Annotated in this window: 21 protein-coding genes, 3 pseudogenes and 1 other annotated feature; of the genes and pseudogenes, 21 read left to right on the forward strand and 3 right to left on the reverse strand. The window is 38.6% G+C overall.

From position 1 onward, the window contains the following. Positions 1 to 10: 10 nt before the first annotated feature. The 8 genes from F985_RS25875 (at position 11) to F985_RS09315 (ending at position 4,082) form a co-directional block, all read left to right on the forward strand. Positions 11 to 163: a hypothetical protein gene (locus F985_RS25875; protein WP_004700284.1), complete on the forward strand. Its 153-nt coding sequence runs from the start codon at positions 11 to 13 to the stop codon at positions 161 to 163. 51 nt (positions 164 to 214) lie between these two features. After that, positions 215 to 529 carry a Gp49 family protein gene (locus tag F985_RS09285; RefSeq protein ID WP_000589036.1) on the forward strand — a complete coding sequence of 105 codons (315 nt, stop codon included), beginning with the start codon at positions 215 to 217 and terminating at the stop codon, positions 527 to 529. Positions 530 to 637: 108 nt separating this feature from the next. Continuing rightward, positions 638 to 1,393, forward strand: a complete 756-nt coding sequence (locus F985_RS09290) for a hypothetical protein (RefSeq protein ID WP_004700287.1) — start codon at positions 638 to 640, stop codon at positions 1,391 to 1,393. 13 nt (positions 1,394 to 1,406) lie between these two features. Beyond that, positions 1,407 to 2,357 carry a major capsid protein gene (locus F985_RS09295; protein WP_004700288.1) on the forward strand — a complete coding sequence of 317 codons (951 nt, stop codon included), beginning with the start codon at positions 1,407 to 1,409 and terminating at the stop codon, positions 2,355 to 2,357. A gap of 44 nt (positions 2,358 to 2,401) precedes the next feature. Further along, positions 2,402 to 2,737, forward strand: a complete 336-nt coding sequence (locus F985_RS09300) for a HeH/LEM domain-containing protein (protein ID WP_004700291.1) — start codon at positions 2,402 to 2,404, stop codon at positions 2,735 to 2,737. 3 nt (positions 2,738 to 2,740) lie between these two features. Then, positions 2,741 to 3,121: a hypothetical protein gene (locus F985_RS09305; protein WP_004700294.1), complete on the forward strand. Its 381-nt coding sequence runs from the start codon at positions 2,741 to 2,743 to the stop codon at positions 3,119 to 3,121. Beyond that, positions 3,121 to 3,489, forward strand: a complete 369-nt coding sequence (locus F985_RS09310; protein ID WP_004700296.1) for a hypothetical protein — start codon at positions 3,121 to 3,123, stop codon at positions 3,487 to 3,489. The genes F985_RS09305 and F985_RS09310 overlap by 1 nt, the downstream gene beginning before the upstream one ends. Before the next feature lie 62 nt (positions 3,490 to 3,551). Beyond that, positions 3,552 to 4,082 (forward strand): hypothetical protein, encoded by a 531-nt coding sequence (locus tag F985_RS09315; protein ID WP_004700297.1) that lies wholly within the window; start codon positions 3,552 to 3,554, stop codon positions 4,080 to 4,082. Positions 4,083 to 4,136: 54 nt separating this feature from the next. Here the strand turns inward: F985_RS09315 and F985_RS09320 are convergent, their stop codons facing one another. Continuing rightward, positions 4,137 to 4,838, reverse strand: coding sequence for an IS1-like element ISPa14 family transposase (locus F985_RS09320; protein ID WP_001223318.1), 702 nt, complete (start codon positions 4,836 to 4,838; stop codon positions 4,137 to 4,139). A 91-nt stretch (positions 4,839 to 4,929) separates the two neighbouring features. Between F985_RS09320 and F985_RS0104260 the strand changes: the two are divergent. The 10 genes and pseudogenes from F985_RS0104260 to F985_RS09365 all read left to right on the forward strand — a co-directional run bounded on the left by F985_RS0104260 (position 4,930) and on the right by F985_RS09365 (position 10,509). Continuing rightward, positions 4,930 to 5,343: pseudogene (locus F985_RS0104260) on the forward strand (hypothetical protein). Continuing rightward, a complete protein-coding gene (locus F985_RS09325; RefSeq protein ID WP_004700301.1) occupies positions 5,309 to 5,677 on the forward strand; it encodes a hypothetical protein in 369 nt (122 codons plus the stop codon). The pseudogene F985_RS0104260 and the gene F985_RS09325 overlap by 35 nt, the downstream one beginning before the upstream one ends. Beyond that, positions 5,634 to 6,077 carry a phage tail terminator-like protein gene (locus tag F985_RS09330; protein WP_004700302.1) on the forward strand — a complete coding sequence of 148 codons (444 nt, stop codon included), beginning with the start codon at positions 5,634 to 5,636 and terminating at the stop codon, positions 6,075 to 6,077. Before F985_RS09325 ends, F985_RS09330 begins: the two co-directional genes overlap by 44 nt. Before the next feature lies 1 nt (position 6,078). Then, a complete protein-coding gene (locus F985_RS09335) occupies positions 6,079 to 6,291 on the forward strand; it encodes a hypothetical protein (RefSeq protein WP_004700304.1) in 213 nt (70 codons plus the stop codon). A 106-nt stretch (positions 6,292 to 6,397) separates the two neighbouring features. Continuing rightward, positions 6,398 to 7,333 carry a phage tail tube protein gene (locus F985_RS09340; RefSeq protein WP_004700306.1) on the forward strand — a complete coding sequence of 312 codons (936 nt, stop codon included), beginning with the start codon at positions 6,398 to 6,400 and terminating at the stop codon, positions 7,331 to 7,333. 51 nt (positions 7,334 to 7,384) lie between these two features. Then, positions 7,385 to 7,918 (forward strand): hypothetical protein, encoded by a 534-nt coding sequence (locus tag F985_RS09345; RefSeq protein WP_004700308.1) that lies wholly within the window; start codon positions 7,385 to 7,387, stop codon positions 7,916 to 7,918. Between the two features lie 328 nt (positions 7,919 to 8,246). Further along, a complete protein-coding gene (locus F985_RS09350; RefSeq protein ID WP_004700309.1) occupies positions 8,247 to 8,429 on the forward strand; it encodes a type II toxin-antitoxin system HicA family toxin in 183 nt (60 codons plus the stop codon). Between the two features lie 64 nt (positions 8,430 to 8,493). Next, the gene (locus F985_RS09355; protein WP_004700312.1) at positions 8,494 to 8,898 is read left to right on the forward strand and encodes a type II toxin-antitoxin system HicB family antitoxin; all 405 of its coding nucleotides are present in this window, start codon (positions 8,494 to 8,496) and stop codon (positions 8,896 to 8,898) included. Positions 8,899 to 8,996: 98 nt separating this feature from the next. After that, on the forward strand, positions 8,997 to 9,521 hold the full coding sequence (locus F985_RS09360; RefSeq protein WP_004700315.1) for a DUF4468 domain-containing protein: 525 nt from the start codon (positions 8,997 to 8,999) through the stop codon (positions 9,519 to 9,521). A 64-nt stretch (positions 9,522 to 9,585) separates the two neighbouring features. Next, complete coding sequence (locus tag F985_RS09365) at positions 9,586 to 10,509, forward strand: hypothetical protein (protein WP_004700318.1); 924 nt, start codon at positions 9,586 to 9,588, stop codon at positions 10,507 to 10,509. Positions 10,510 to 10,551: 42 nt separating this feature from the next. On the opposite strand, the gene F985_RS26310 is transcribed toward F985_RS09365, so the two are convergent. After that, positions 10,552 to 11,070, reverse strand: coding sequence for an Arc family DNA-binding protein (locus F985_RS26310; protein WP_001293807.1), 519 nt, complete (start codon positions 11,068 to 11,070; stop codon positions 10,552 to 10,554). 124 nt (positions 11,071 to 11,194) lie between these two features. On the opposite strand from F985_RS26310, the gene F985_RS25880 reads away from it, so the two are divergent. After that, complete coding sequence (locus tag F985_RS25880) at positions 11,195 to 11,356, forward strand: ribbon-helix-helix domain-containing protein (protein WP_164463375.1); 162 nt, start codon at positions 11,195 to 11,197, stop codon at positions 11,354 to 11,356. A 79-nt stretch (positions 11,357 to 11,435) separates the two neighbouring features. After that, a pseudogene (locus F985_RS09380) lies at positions 11,436 to 11,918 on the forward strand (KilA-N domain-containing protein); the annotation flags it as partial. A 37-nt stretch (positions 11,919 to 11,955) separates the two neighbouring features. On the opposite strand, the gene F985_RS09385 reads toward F985_RS09380, so the two are convergent. Further along, a protein-coding gene (locus tag F985_RS09385; protein ID WP_085945696.1) for an IS3 family transposase occupies positions 11,956 to 13,175 on the reverse strand; the annotation gives its coding sequence in 2 pieces (ribosomal slippage) (positions 11,956 to 12,899 and positions 12,899 to 13,175; 1,221 coding nt in all). Further along, positions 12,784 to 12,900 (reverse strand) — a sequence feature (AL1L pseudoknot). It overlaps the preceding gene by 117 nt. A gap of 50 nt (positions 13,176 to 13,225) precedes the next feature. Between F985_RS09385 and F985_RS09395 the strand changes: the two are divergent. Beyond that, a pseudogene (locus F985_RS09395) lies at positions 13,226 to 13,669 on the forward strand (KilA-N domain-containing protein); the annotation flags it as partial. Between the last annotated feature and the right edge of the window lie 63 nt (positions 13,670 to 13,732).

Here is a 13,732-nt window from a genome sequence, read left to right on the forward strand (position 1 = left end):
GGTATTACAAATGTCTGAAAAGCAAATCACTATGTCAGATGCTCAATATATTCTGAGCACAAAATTAATTCTGGTGCCATTTCTTCAAATTAATATTTCAAGAGCCATGGCAATTTACGGTTTTACTTTTGAAAGATTAAAAGCAATTGCACTCATCAATTAGAACTTAATTTTTAACCTTAGCGCCTTCGGGTGCTTTTTTTGTGAGAAGAAAATGATCAAAGAAGTAACAGAGCAAGAGTTAGCTGAAAAGTCTGTGGCACCCCGAGTAACTAAAGCGCAAATTGATTCATTGATGGAGCGTGTTACATATACGGTTGAGCAACGCCCCGGTGGCACGACATCTACTTTTGTCCATGCATTTTTAGATGGAAAGTTTTTCCTAGCAACGGGTTTTAGTGCATGTGTGAATGCTGAAAACTTTGATGCTGAAATTGGTGAGCGTATGGCTCGTGGAAATGCAGAAAAGTCAGCTGAAAATAAACTTTGGGAGCTAGAAGGCTACCGTTTATTTGCAACAAATTTCTAAGATTTTAATCGAAATACAGCGTCCTAATGGGCGCTTTTTTAATGCCTGAAGCTAAGCAGAGGGTTCAACAATTAAACCCGCTAAGCGGTATCTCAAGGAGATTTTTAAATGCCAGACGAAATCAAAGTTGATTTGGAAAATCCTGAAATTAAAGCAGCTATTCAAGCCGCCGTTGATGAAGCTGTTAAAGGTCTTAAAGATAAGAACGCTGAACTTATCAAAGATAAAAAAGAGTTGAAAGATGAACTAGGTTCATTGAAATCAAAGGTTGAGGGTTTAGATCTGGATGCAATCAAGGTCCTGCTTGATAAATCAAATCAGGATGAAGAATCCAAACTTATTGCAGAAGGCAAGATTGAAGAAGTTATTCAGAAACGCACTGAGAAGATGCGTGAAGAGCATGACAAGGTTCTTAAGGCAGAGAAAGAACGGGCAGATAAAGCTGAAGCTTATGCCGAGAAATTCAAGAAATCAGTAGTGCAAAGCCAAATTGTTCAGGCTGCTATTGAACTTGAAGCACTGCCAGAAGCGACCCCTGATATCGCCTTTTTAGCTCAGACAAAGTTTGCATTAGATGAAAACGGCAAAGCTGTGGCAGTTGATGAAAACGGGGATGTGGTCATTGGTAAAGATGGTCAGACACCGATGACTCCAAAAGAATGGGTTGAATCTCTACGCGAGCAAAAACCGTATTACTGGCCTAAGCCTAATGGCATGGGCGCACCTGGTAGCAACAATTCAAAAGGTCAGCCAGACATTCTCAAAGCCGATGGCTCGGTAAATATGACCAAATTAGCGCAATTACGAAATGAAAATCCGCAACTAGCTAAAGAGCTAGCGGCAAAACACGGTATTAAACTTTAAGGAGTAAAGCCTAATGGGCGACACAAAAATTGCTGATGTAATCGTACCCGAGTTATTCACTCCGTACGTATTAAATAAAACTGCTGAAAAGTCTGCATTATGGCAGTCTGGCATTGTTGGGGATTTAGATGTAGATGTAGCTTTCGGAACAGAGGGTGGTACAACTGTAAATATCCCATTCTGGAATGATTTAAGCGGTGAGTCAGAAGTACTTTCAGATTCAAAACATTTATCTGTAAATAACATCACTTCAGGCAAGGACATTGCGATTCTTCATGCACGTGGTAAAGCATGGGGCGCTAATGATTTGGCTAAAGCATTATCTGGTGACGATCCACTTGGTGCGGTTGGTGATCTGGTGGCAGATTACTGGTCGCGTGAGTTTCAAGGTTTTACCGTAAACACCCTTAAAGGTGTATTCGGGGCGGCCAGCATGACAGGAAATACTCACGATATTTCTGCTGGAACTGGAGCTGCCGCTGTAATTGATGGTGTATCTTTTGTTGATGCTTCTTATAAGTTGGGTGATGCCGTAGATAAATTAACGGCTATTGCAATGCACTCGGCAACCATGGCGGCTTTAGCTAAGCAAGGCTTAATCGAAACTGTTCGAGATGCTGATGGTGTGGTTCTATACAAAACCTTTATGGACCGTCGTGTGATCGTTGATGATGGCATGCCAGTTGATGGTGATGTATTTACCTCATTCTTGTTTGGCCAAGGTGCGATTGGTTTCCAAGATATTGGCGCACCAGTTGGTGTAGAAACAGACCGTGACAGTTTAGCGGGTACTGACATTCTTATTAACCGCCGTCACTTTGTCTTGCACCCTCGCGGCATTAAGTGGGCAGGCGATACAGGTATTGCTCCTAATAACGCTGGTCTAGCAACAGCTGCAAACTGGGAACGTGTTTACGATCCAAAACAGATCCGCATTGTGGCATTCAAGCACAAGATCAAATAACAAAAAGGCGGGTAATACCGCCTTAACTATTTGGAGATCCACATATGGGACTTTCATCATTTAACCGTGCACGGGAAAGACAACAAATGACAGAAACAAAAATTGCTGAACTCGAAAAACAACTGGCAACTTTGAAAGGTGAATTCATTGCCTTCCAAAATGATCCTGAGGCAATGAAAGCACGTATTTCTGAACTGGAAGCAGGTGAAGGTGGTCAAACACCTGAAGACGGCCAAAAACCAAGTGATACTCAACCACAACCAATTAACTATGCAGGGCTTAAAGTTGATGAACTTCGAGCTGTGTTAACTGAAAAAGGTATTGCATTTGAATCAGGTGCTAAAAAAGAAGAACTTTTAGCATTAATTCCAAAGGAATAAACCATGAGCTTTATCACTGAACAAGAAGCGATAGAACATGTTGAAGGCTTTGATGCTTTATCTGCCAGTGATAAGGCTCAATTCCTCCAAATGGCCGAGGCATATCTGTTAGCACGTAACGTAAAGCCTTATGAAGACGTTACCCAAGTTCCTGAACCTCTAAAAACTGCCTCATATCAAATAATCAAGGGCATTATGAAAGGTGATCTATATCAAGGGCAGGAACAGGCACTAAAACGTAAGAAAGTCAAAGCTGATACGGTTGAAACTGAAAAGGAATATCAGGACGGATCAGTAAAGCTTAGTGCGATTGAGCAATTCATTCTTGATTTGATTAAGCCTTACAGCAAACGAAAAGCTGTATTTTTTGTTAGGAAAATCTAATGGGCTTACGTGACGAAATTCAGGCAGATATTACCGAAGCATTTAATGATGATTTAGCGGACGCCGTTCATTCTTTTACTTGTGACCGCGTTACTAGTACCAACTGGAACCCTAAGACAAATACTTCGGAAAACATCATTGAGCATTATGAAGGGCGTGGCGTTCTGTTTGGCTCATACAGTCAATATGAAATACAAACGCTTGGAGTACTGGCCACCGATAAGAAAGCTACAGTGCTTCAAAATGAAGTAACCATGGTACCGAAAATTGATGATGAATGGCTAACAGCGTTAGGTTCATTCCGGGTAATTTATATCCAGCAGGATCCAGCCTCTACTATTTGGAAATGTCAGTTGAGGAAGGTTTAAGTGTTTATGAAGCTTCTTTGTTATATTAATATTTTGATTTTTTATAAAAGTTAATATTAAACATGACACAAACTATTGATTTAAGTAATTTTGATCGACATATTCAGCAATCTTTAAATGGGATAAAGCTTTTATATGACAATCAATTTGACGCTCAAGCAAAATATTGTACTTATATTTTAATTGATCAGCTCGCTTGGCTAATTAGTGGTTCCGAAAGTCAAGTTAATGTTTATTTTAAATCTTGGGTGAAAAAGTATTTTATCAAGTATTACCCCCAAATAACGCCTGAAGAGATATGGGCATCAAGAAATGGAATGCTTCATAATCATTCATCTATTTCGCGTGACATCGTCAATCAGAAAGTTTCTAGACAATTATTTTTTTTAGATAATTTGAAACATCAAGATGATATAAATCCAGAATTTAATGATCCAAGTTTTTTTGTCGTTAATACAAGCCGTTTTATTTTATATGCTCTTCTAAGGGCAGTTAATGATTTTGGAAATGATCTTCGGTCTGGAAATGTACCAGATATAGAGGATGTAAAAGATAAGCTTGGAAAGTTATTAGCTGAAGTAAAACCAAATTAAAAAATACCGCCAATCAGGCGGTTTTTTGGTGGTGTTTCAAAAAGTATGCTGACATTAAATGAAGCCATTATTGATGTAAAAAAAGGTTAAGTCGAAAGCTTTAAAATGGTTTTCAATCTTTTTTGAAAAATTACAACTCCTTCTAAAACCACGCCTAATTCGATGCCTTATTTTGCAATTATTACCTTCAATACCTACAGTAAAAAATTTACCAATACTTTGCTTGCAGTTTTTAAAAGCAGTTATGAAACTGTCCCAATGATCACTTGCAATTCGGGTGTAGTGAATACCTAATTGTTTAAGCTTTGTTTTCAATCGTTGAACTGTAGCTAAGTCTCTTTTACCCCAAACATAAGCAACAATCTCACCTGTTTCTCGATGGTAGGCGTAAATAAGCCATTGTTTATTATTTTTATTTCCCACAAAAGTCCAAAACTCATCAACTTCAAGAGACTCATAATGACTTTGTTTAGGCTGAATTTGGTAGGTCGATTCGGTTAAAGTACGTAAAACTTTACCGATACTGATTCGCTCAACTTCAGCGATATCTCGTATACCACTACCTCTGACCATCAACTGTAATATTTTTCGAGTAATGCCTGAATTACATCCTAGATAGCTCAGAGCATGGTCACCAATAAACTGACGTTTACAGTCTTTGCACTGATAGTTTTGTTTCCCATCTACTTTGATGCCATTTTTCTTTATACTGTCACTGAGGCAGGTTGGACATTTGATTTCTAGAGTTATTCGCATTTCTCTATTTTATCAAAATTCAACCTGCTTTGTTTCAGCATACTTTTTGAAACACCACCGGTTTTTTTATGGGCGCAATTTTGGAGTTTAGATGATAAGTACAGATTATGTACCAGAGTGGTATATCTCACCATTCCAACATGTGTAGTACACGCTTGCTAGAAATCAAATACATATGGATTTGTTATTTGAAGATATGGGCAAAGCTGATCAATTTTTAGATATGGGGGCAGATGCTCAGGTTAGTTCTTATTCAGACGGCGCTTATGCAATTGTCCAAATTGGTGATACAGCGGATAAGGACCAAATACAAGTTTATGGATTGCTTTTACATGAAGCTGTTCATGTCTGGCAGTTTGTGAAACGGCGAATGGGTGAGCGCGATCCGAGTGTTGAGTTTGAAGCGTATTCGATACAAGCGATCGCTCAAGACCTTTTTGAAATGTTCGAAGCAAGTGAGGTTAAAAAACATGGGGTGGAAGGGAGCAAGGCCGAGCAGCTTTAGTTTTGAAGTTGAGAAACAGGCAGATGAGCATGTAAAAAAAATTACCATGGATACAGTGCAATCACTTGTTGTTTCTAGTCCTGTTGATACAGGCGCTTATCGGGCATCGCATATTGTTTCTGTTGGATCTGGCGATTACGGAGTGCGAGAACCCTCTACAAATGCCGTGCAAGATGCCGCGATTCAAGCTGTTAAGTTTAAGTTGGGTAGTTTGATCTATATTCAAAACAACCAGCCATATGCTGAGCGCTTAGAAAACGGTTGGTCTGATCAAGCGCCACAAGGTATTTATGGCCTCACATTTAACTTTATTTCTCAAAAGTACGGTGGCTAAAATGGCAATGACTTTAGAGCAAGCTAGACAAGCTATCGTGGACCGAATGATGAGTTTTACAGGGATTTCTCAAGATAGAATCCAGTATCCAAATGCACCAGGTTTTACGGCACCAACAAAAGGTGTGTGGTGTCGTTTAACCATTACGGGAGGACCAAGTTTTATAGCTGGACTAGGAAATAAGCCGTGTACACGCCGTACTGGGAATATCTTAATTCAATGTTTTGCCCGTCCTAATACTGGAGACAGGGAAATAACAGAACTTAGTGATGCATTGCTGGCACATTTTGAATATTTCTCAGTCGAACATTTAGAATGTTTGAATGGTCAATCAATTTTTGTCGGTCAAGATGCTGACTTTGTTCAGTATAATGTGACTATTGGTTATAGGGTGAATTAATATGTCCTGCATGCTTACTCAAGAAGAAATCGAAATTAAACGGCAAGAACTGGAACGACACTTGGCAGGTGTAATGGCTGAAGAGCTGAATAAATGGCAATTGGCCAATAAACTATGTGTTTCTGATGTGAATATACGTTTAGCCGATGTTAGTAGTCTTGGCGGTGCAAAGCATAATGTAGTAACTGGAGTAAGTGTCGATCTAGATGATTGATTTTTAAATTTTAAAGATATTACCGCCTATGAGCGGTTTTTTTATGTTCCAAATTTTGTAACCACCTTTCGAGGTGGTTTTTTTATGCCTATAAGGAGTAAAAGCCATGTCGAGTGGTGCACGTCAGATAACACAAATTGCAAGAGAAACTACGGTGGGTGTAACGCCGACACCGTTTGCTCGGACGACTTTTGAATTTACAGATAATGGCTTAGACGCCACAGTTTCAAAAGAAGAGTCAAAGTCTATCACTAGCGGGCGCATTGCTCGCTCATCAATGATTACAGGTGCTGAATATGCTGGTGAATTAAAATGCGAGGCTAAATATAGCCAACTTGTGCAAGATTTAATGGCAGCGGCAGCCTTTAATAGCTGGTCATCCAATGTCCTTAATTTTGGTGGTTCGCTTCGTCAAACTTTTTCAGTACTTCGCGGCTTTGAAGATGTTAATGATTTCCATGTGTTCCGAGGTTGTCATGTAAATACATTCAGTATTGAAGTTCCTGAAGCTGGATTTATTACGATGGCTTTTGGCCTAATGGCTTTAGGTCGAACTAACTTTTCAGCGCCTCCAGCTGGAGCAGTAACCCCAGCAGATAATAACCCTAAGCTATCTAATGTATCTGTGGGTGAAATTTTGATTGATGGTGTATCTCAAGCTGGCATCTCTTGTTTGACTGCATTCTCATTCAAATGGGATAACACAATGAAGTTACAGAAATGCTTAGGCGAAGGAATCAATGCCCGAGCTATTTTAGAGACCCTTGCTGCAGGTACTGGCTCATTTACCGCAGCTTGGTCACGCAATACATCCGATATGTATGAAAAGCAATTCACTAACAAAACGATTTCATTAAAAGTTCCAATCACTGATACAGATGGGAATAAATATGAAATTTTTATTCCTAAAGCAGAAATTACTGCGACTTTGCCAAGTGGTGGAAACAGCGATATTTTAAACTCCTCGTTTGAATATAAAGTTGCTGATGAAGAACCGACAATTACCCGTATTCCAGCACCGGCACCTAATCCAAATCCTTAATTTAATTTGACTGATAGCAGCCTTCTTGGCTGCTTTTTTTGGGAGTTCAATATGTCTTTAAAAGTAACTATTCAAACAAGCAAAACAGTCAGCAAATGGCGAGAATATACCGACTCAGAAGGAAATGTTTTAGCTGAGTTTAAAATTCGTGGATCTGGATATAAACCATATCAAGTTGCACTTGAGCGTGCGAATAATCAGATTAACTCAAAAGGTTTTGATGTCAGTAAGGCTGGAAAAGATGACAAGCTTTACCACGAATTACTTCTCGAAGCTGCTGCATGTCATCTAATTGAAGACTGGAAAGGCGTAGTTTTTGAAGAAATGAAAGACGGCGGTGAAGTGGTTGAAACTGAACCTGAGTATTCACCAGAAAATGCGACGAAGCTTCTTAACATGGGCGATATTGGCATTTCAATTTGGCTATACGTAAAGCAAGAAGCTGAAGATATCCAGAAAGAAGCTGATTCATATAAGGATGAAGTCGTGGGAAAGTCCTGCAGCTCTACAACTGGTGCAAGTTCAACTCAGAAGAAGAAGCGAGCGACTACAACGCGAAGCAGACAGCGATCGCAAAAGCCTTAAATCTTCAAAATGCTAATGTCATAGAGAAACCCGAGTATTCATATACATCAAATGCTATTCTCTCAGCATATAACGTTATTTCGCGATCTAGACGATATGAGCAGGGTATTCCGCTTTCTTTGGATATTTCTGCCATCTCTGCATACTGTGAGCACTATGAATTGCCAGTAGAAAGAGACATCTTTAATGATTGTATTTTTGCAATTGATAATCTCTTTCTAGATGAGTCACATAAAAAATCGAACAATTCTAAAAAATAACCCTAGAGGTATTTACTAGAAATAACTCTAGGGTTATAATTGCACCATCAAGTTAATAAGGGGACGGTGTGAAAAGTCTGGATTTAATCAAAATGATTGAAGCAGACGGTTGGTATGAGGTTCGGGTTACAGGAAGTCATCATCACTTCAAGCACCCAAACAAAAAGGGATTAGTTACTATCCCGCATCCTAAAAAGGATTTACCAAGCGGAACTGTTAAAAGCATTTTGAAGCAAGCGGGTCTAACGTGACCCGCTTCAATCAGACACATATAGTCCTATTTCGCAGTACGATTTTGTACAAGAGGTGAGTGCAATGTTGTATCCAATTGCTATTGAGAGAGGTATCGACACTGAAGCCTTTGGTGTCACCGTTCCAGATATTCCAGGATGTTTTAGCGCAGGCGATACATTAGAGGAAGCTATCGAGAACGTTAAAGAGGCAATTTCTGGCCACTTAGAAATTCTTGCTGAAGATGGAGAAGAAATTCCATTAGCATCGGATGTCAGTAAGTTTATTGACCAAGAAGATTATAGAGGTATGATCTGGGCAGTTACTGAGGTTGATGTCAGTCGTTATTTAGGTAAGCCGGAAAAAATCAATGTAACTTTACCTAGCCGTTTAATTCGGAAGATTGATGATAACGTAGGTAAAGATAAAAGATTTAAAACTCGATCAGCATTTTTGGCCGCTGGTGCTGAAAAACTTTTACATGCATAGCCTGATTTAAAAGACCACCTTCGGGTGGTCTTGCTTTATGTGACATTTAGTAACCAGTTTGTTAAAGTTAGTACACTTTATAACAAATGGTGAAATTCATGAAAAAAATATTGGCTGCTGGATTATTGAGTTTGGGATTAGTTGGGTGTGCTACCACACCTCAGCAACCATCAGAACCTGTAAAATTTGAAAAGGTTTATCAAATAGATGGATTAAAGCAAGGGCAAATTTATGATGGCGCACGTCAATGGTTTGCTACAGCTTTTCGCTCGGCAAATGCAGTAATTCAGTATGAGGATAAGACTACGGGTTCAATTATTGGCAAAGGTAATATGCCATACCGTTGTTCTGGGTTTGCTGATTGTATGACTGTTACGGCTGGTGATCGAGTGGATTTCACAGTGCGCGTAGATACGAAAGATGGGAAAATGAAAGTGAGTTACGATAATCTTACTCACTATAAACCAGCGCAGGTAATTAGTGGAGTTCGATATAATGAAACTAATAGACCTATTACTGAAGACTATCCATCAGCTAAAATAATTATGGATGAATTAAATAAATCATTCGATCAAATGGCTGAAAAGATTAAAACTCAACAAAAAATTAATGCCGATTGGTAATTAACAAGAGCACTCATACCATGAGTGCTCTTACTTTATTAAGTATTACATTGTAGTGGTTGATATGAAGAAACTATTTATAACTGCAGGGTTAATGAGTGCAGGATTTTTTTGGTTAACAAGCGTTCACGCAAGTGAATGTGGTTATGAGAAATTGCAAGGAAGTGAATTTTCTTTAACAGATATGTCAAAAAAATATGTGCTTAACTCTTTTTTTGTTGATCCGAATAAGGATATTTTTGCTGGAATTCAACGCAATGAAAAGAATTATGAATCGTTGAAAAATAATAAATTCAAAGTAGTAGAAACAGGCGTGCTCACTAGCACAAATGAAAAGAGATTACTTCCAACTAGATATTCAGAATTTGTTATTAATAATAAATCGTATGTGCACGATAGAGCTTTAGCCTCAAAATTATTAACATCTGACTGTAAAACTTATTATTTAAGTGGAGGTGTAACTTTAAGACCAGAATCTACACAATTTATGTTCTTAAAAGCCGATGGTAGTAAGGCTGATGAGGGGAGCTATATTGAATTAGTTGGAAGTGCTCTGAAGAAAAAAGACACGTCTGCATCTGTAATTTTTGATCGTTTTGAAAAAATAGTTAATATAAAAACTAAAGATTTCGATAATATGTTACTGCGAGGGACATATAACCCAACAACAAAGAAACTTTTAACAAGTCAATTGTATTTGAATACATCATTTATAGGTAAATGGGGGAATATTCAAATTGCCTATGATACCGATGGAAATACTCATGAAGTTGTGAAAATTGATCGAGATGCAGACTGCTCTAATAGGTACATGGACTGTAAATTAAGTGAGATAGTTGGGGTATCATTGTCAGAACCATTTCTAAGAAAAAATAAAAATGGCTTTGAGCTAAAACTTAAAGGTCAACAAGATCGGATTATCAAAGTACCTTCCGATATGGTAGTTTCATTCTTAGATGGATTGGATGCTGCGAAAAAGAAATATTAAGATAGAAAAAAGCACCCTAGGGTGCTTTTTATTTATCAAAAATTACCATGAGCCTTTTTCTTTATCTTCCGTTTTAGGTTCAGAGCTATTTTCATTTTCTTCATCTTTTGGGAAGTAATTAGTTTTCTCTTTATAGAACTTTTTCACATTTGGATATTTCTTGAAAACTGACTCCATGTACTCTTCTTGGTTACCGTTAAGCATTGATTCAAACATACCTGTAATCATTTCCATCATCTTCATAGAATTAGCTAGTTGTTCTTCTAGGATCTGAATCTTTTTGTCCTTTTCAGATTCAGATGAAATTTCTATATTGAGCTCTTCGCCTTTATTTCTATTTTGTTCTTGTTCTTCTAATACTTTAGTTAGCCGCGCTTCTAGCTCTTCAGGCGGCATTTTCAGTGGAGATAATTCAGGTTCTAAGATAAAGCTTCTTTCAAGTCGAGCGATAATATCCGCATTCATAGAGCGCTTATATGCCTTAGCAGATTCAGCCACTTTGTCGCGTAACTCTTCAGACCATCTTAGTTTGTATTGAGGGTCTTTTTGATTCTCGCTCATTTAAATAAACCATATACCGCAAAAATGAAATACTGATCATAAAGTACCATAGAGGTACTTGACAATGGCCGCAAGGAGGTACATATTATGGATGTACCTCCTTGGTGCTATTGTGGAGATAATTATGGCAAAGCAAAATCAACAGCAGTTAAAAATTAGATTTTTTGATGATTCTGATCATTTGAAATTAAAGGAAATTGCTGAAAAAGAGGACCGATCCTTGACCTATGTGGTTAATCAAGCGATTAAACAATTTTTACAAACCAAAGAGAGTGCGAAAGCATGAATATTAAAGACATGAAAAAAGCAGACGTCCGCCAAGATCAATCTGCTTTTTGTTTAACCCACACAAAGGAATTAAACCTATGACAAGTTTAGCACAAAACTTTTTAAACCCAAACAATAAGCCTCTAGTTATTGGTGACTTCACGATTCGCCAAGATGATGAAGGACGTTATTGTTTGAATGATCTACATAAGGCTAGTGGAGATGATAAAAAACATTTCCCTGCATATTTTCTTCGCAACCAACAAACTAAAGATTTAATCGCAGAAATTGAACTATCAAATGTAAATGGTTCAGATTCTGAGCGATATGAGAATTTGCATATCGCTGTAAAAGTAATCAAAGGTGGTTCTGACAAACAGGGTACTTATGTTGTTAAGGAGCTAGTCTATGCCTATGCAATGTGGATTAGTCCTAAATTCCATTTAATGGTGATTCGTGCTTACGATTCACTTGTGATGGAGTGGTTGCTAAATGGCAAACAAACTATCTCACCAGAACAAGCTGGCATTCTTTACAACATTGTTCATACAAGAGCAAAAGGTAATAAAAATTTGATTGTGAACCGTACCGGGTTTGTCGGAGACTTTTTTATTTAAGTTAGGCCACCTGACCTAACGGGTTAATCTTATCATAGTACATTGCTTCAAACTCAAAAGGCGATACATAACCCAGTGCACTGTGTACACGCTTTTTATTGAACCAATCTACCCAGTTTAGTGTCGCAAGTTGTACATCTGCTAAACCTTGCCAATCTGCTTTTAAATATTCAATCACCTCTGTTTTGTATAAGCCATTCACCGTTTCAGCCAAAGCATTATCGTATGAATCACCAGTTGTACCGACTGATGCTCGTAAATTTGCTGCTTCCAAACGATGGGTGTAACGAATAGAAAGGTATTGCACGCCTCTGTCGGAATGATGAATTACATTCTTTGGCATACCGCGAGCATGTAACGCTTGTTCCAGTGCATCAAGGACCATGTCTGTATTCATCCGTGTTGATACTTTCCAGCCAACAATTGCCCGTGAGAAAACATCAATCATAAAGGCGGTATACACCCAGCCTGAATGGGTTTGAATATATGTGAAGTCTGCGACCCACAGCTGATCTGGATGATCAGCACTAAAATTCCGTTTCACCAAGTCGGCTGCTCGTTTTTGATCATCTCTGCTACGTGTCGTTTGTTTGTTCTTACCACGCCAAACACCTTGTATTCCTAGCTGTTGCATCAATCGAGCAACTGTACAGCGCGCAACAATATAACCTTCCCGTTTCAGTTTTTGCCAGACTTTACGTACACCATACCGACCTGAACTTTCCTGCCAAATTCGTTTAATTTGTTCAGCATGATGCAGGTCATGTAGATCTCTTTTCGCTCGATGTTCTGGATTGTCCGCAAGATCTAAAGTTCGATAATAGGTTGAAGTTGCGATTGGTAGAATTCTACAAATCGCCTCAACACCGTATAGGTCTTTATGGTTATGAATGAAATCCACCATTATTTGTGTGGGCGGTCGAGCTCCGCCTGGGCGAAAAAAGCAGCTGCTTTACGTAGAATTTCATTGGCTCGCTGCAGTTCTTTATTTTCGCGTTCAAGTTGTTTAATGCGTTCTTGGTCTGAAAGCTGCTGTACTTTAATTGGATTCTGTTGATTCAAATGCTTCTGATGCCAGGAACGTAGTGTTTCAGGAGTACAGCCAATCTTGGGAGCAATTGCTGTGATTGCAGCCCAAGTAGAAGGATAATCTTTTTCGGATTCAATCAATAATTGAACCGCTCTATCTCTGATTTCAGGGGTGTATTTTACTTTTTTCATCGGGACATTCTCTCAAGAAAAGTGGTCTCCGACAAACCCGGTACGGTTCAATTGTGCAAATGTGGAGTCGTTTAAAGAATCACTTTAAATACTCAGCAAGTTACCGAGAATTACGAGCTATTCACTTTGAGGATGCTAAGCATTATTTAGAAGTTATGGATTTAAAGGCAAAGCCAGAGGAAAAGAAACCTCAAGATCCTTTATTTGATAAAGACGCCTATGAGCTGGTTCGCAAACTTACTGAAGCAGTCATCATAGAAAATGATGAAATCGTTCCGGTTCTGCTTGCTGTAAAAATGCTTGATGTGAAGAAGTTCGCGTATTACTCACACTTAGTAGTGAAAGCGAATGAAGCAGCACGAGATATCGCTCGATTGTTGGATTTCAGGAACCTACAAAATGAGCCGTTGATTGATGCAGACTGTTCGGTGATAGCCATGTCTAATGGACAAAGATTTCTAGCACGACCGAACTGGTTTAACTGCCCAGCTTAGTAATTATTTTTAATTTAAACAGAGCCCACTCATTTGAGTGGGTTTTTTATTGCCTAGAGGAAA

Origin of the sequence: Acinetobacter seifertii, from assembly GCF_000368065.1 — a bacterium.
GTDB classification, from domain to species: Bacteria; Pseudomonadota; Gammaproteobacteria; order Pseudomonadales; family Moraxellaceae; genus Acinetobacter; species Acinetobacter seifertii.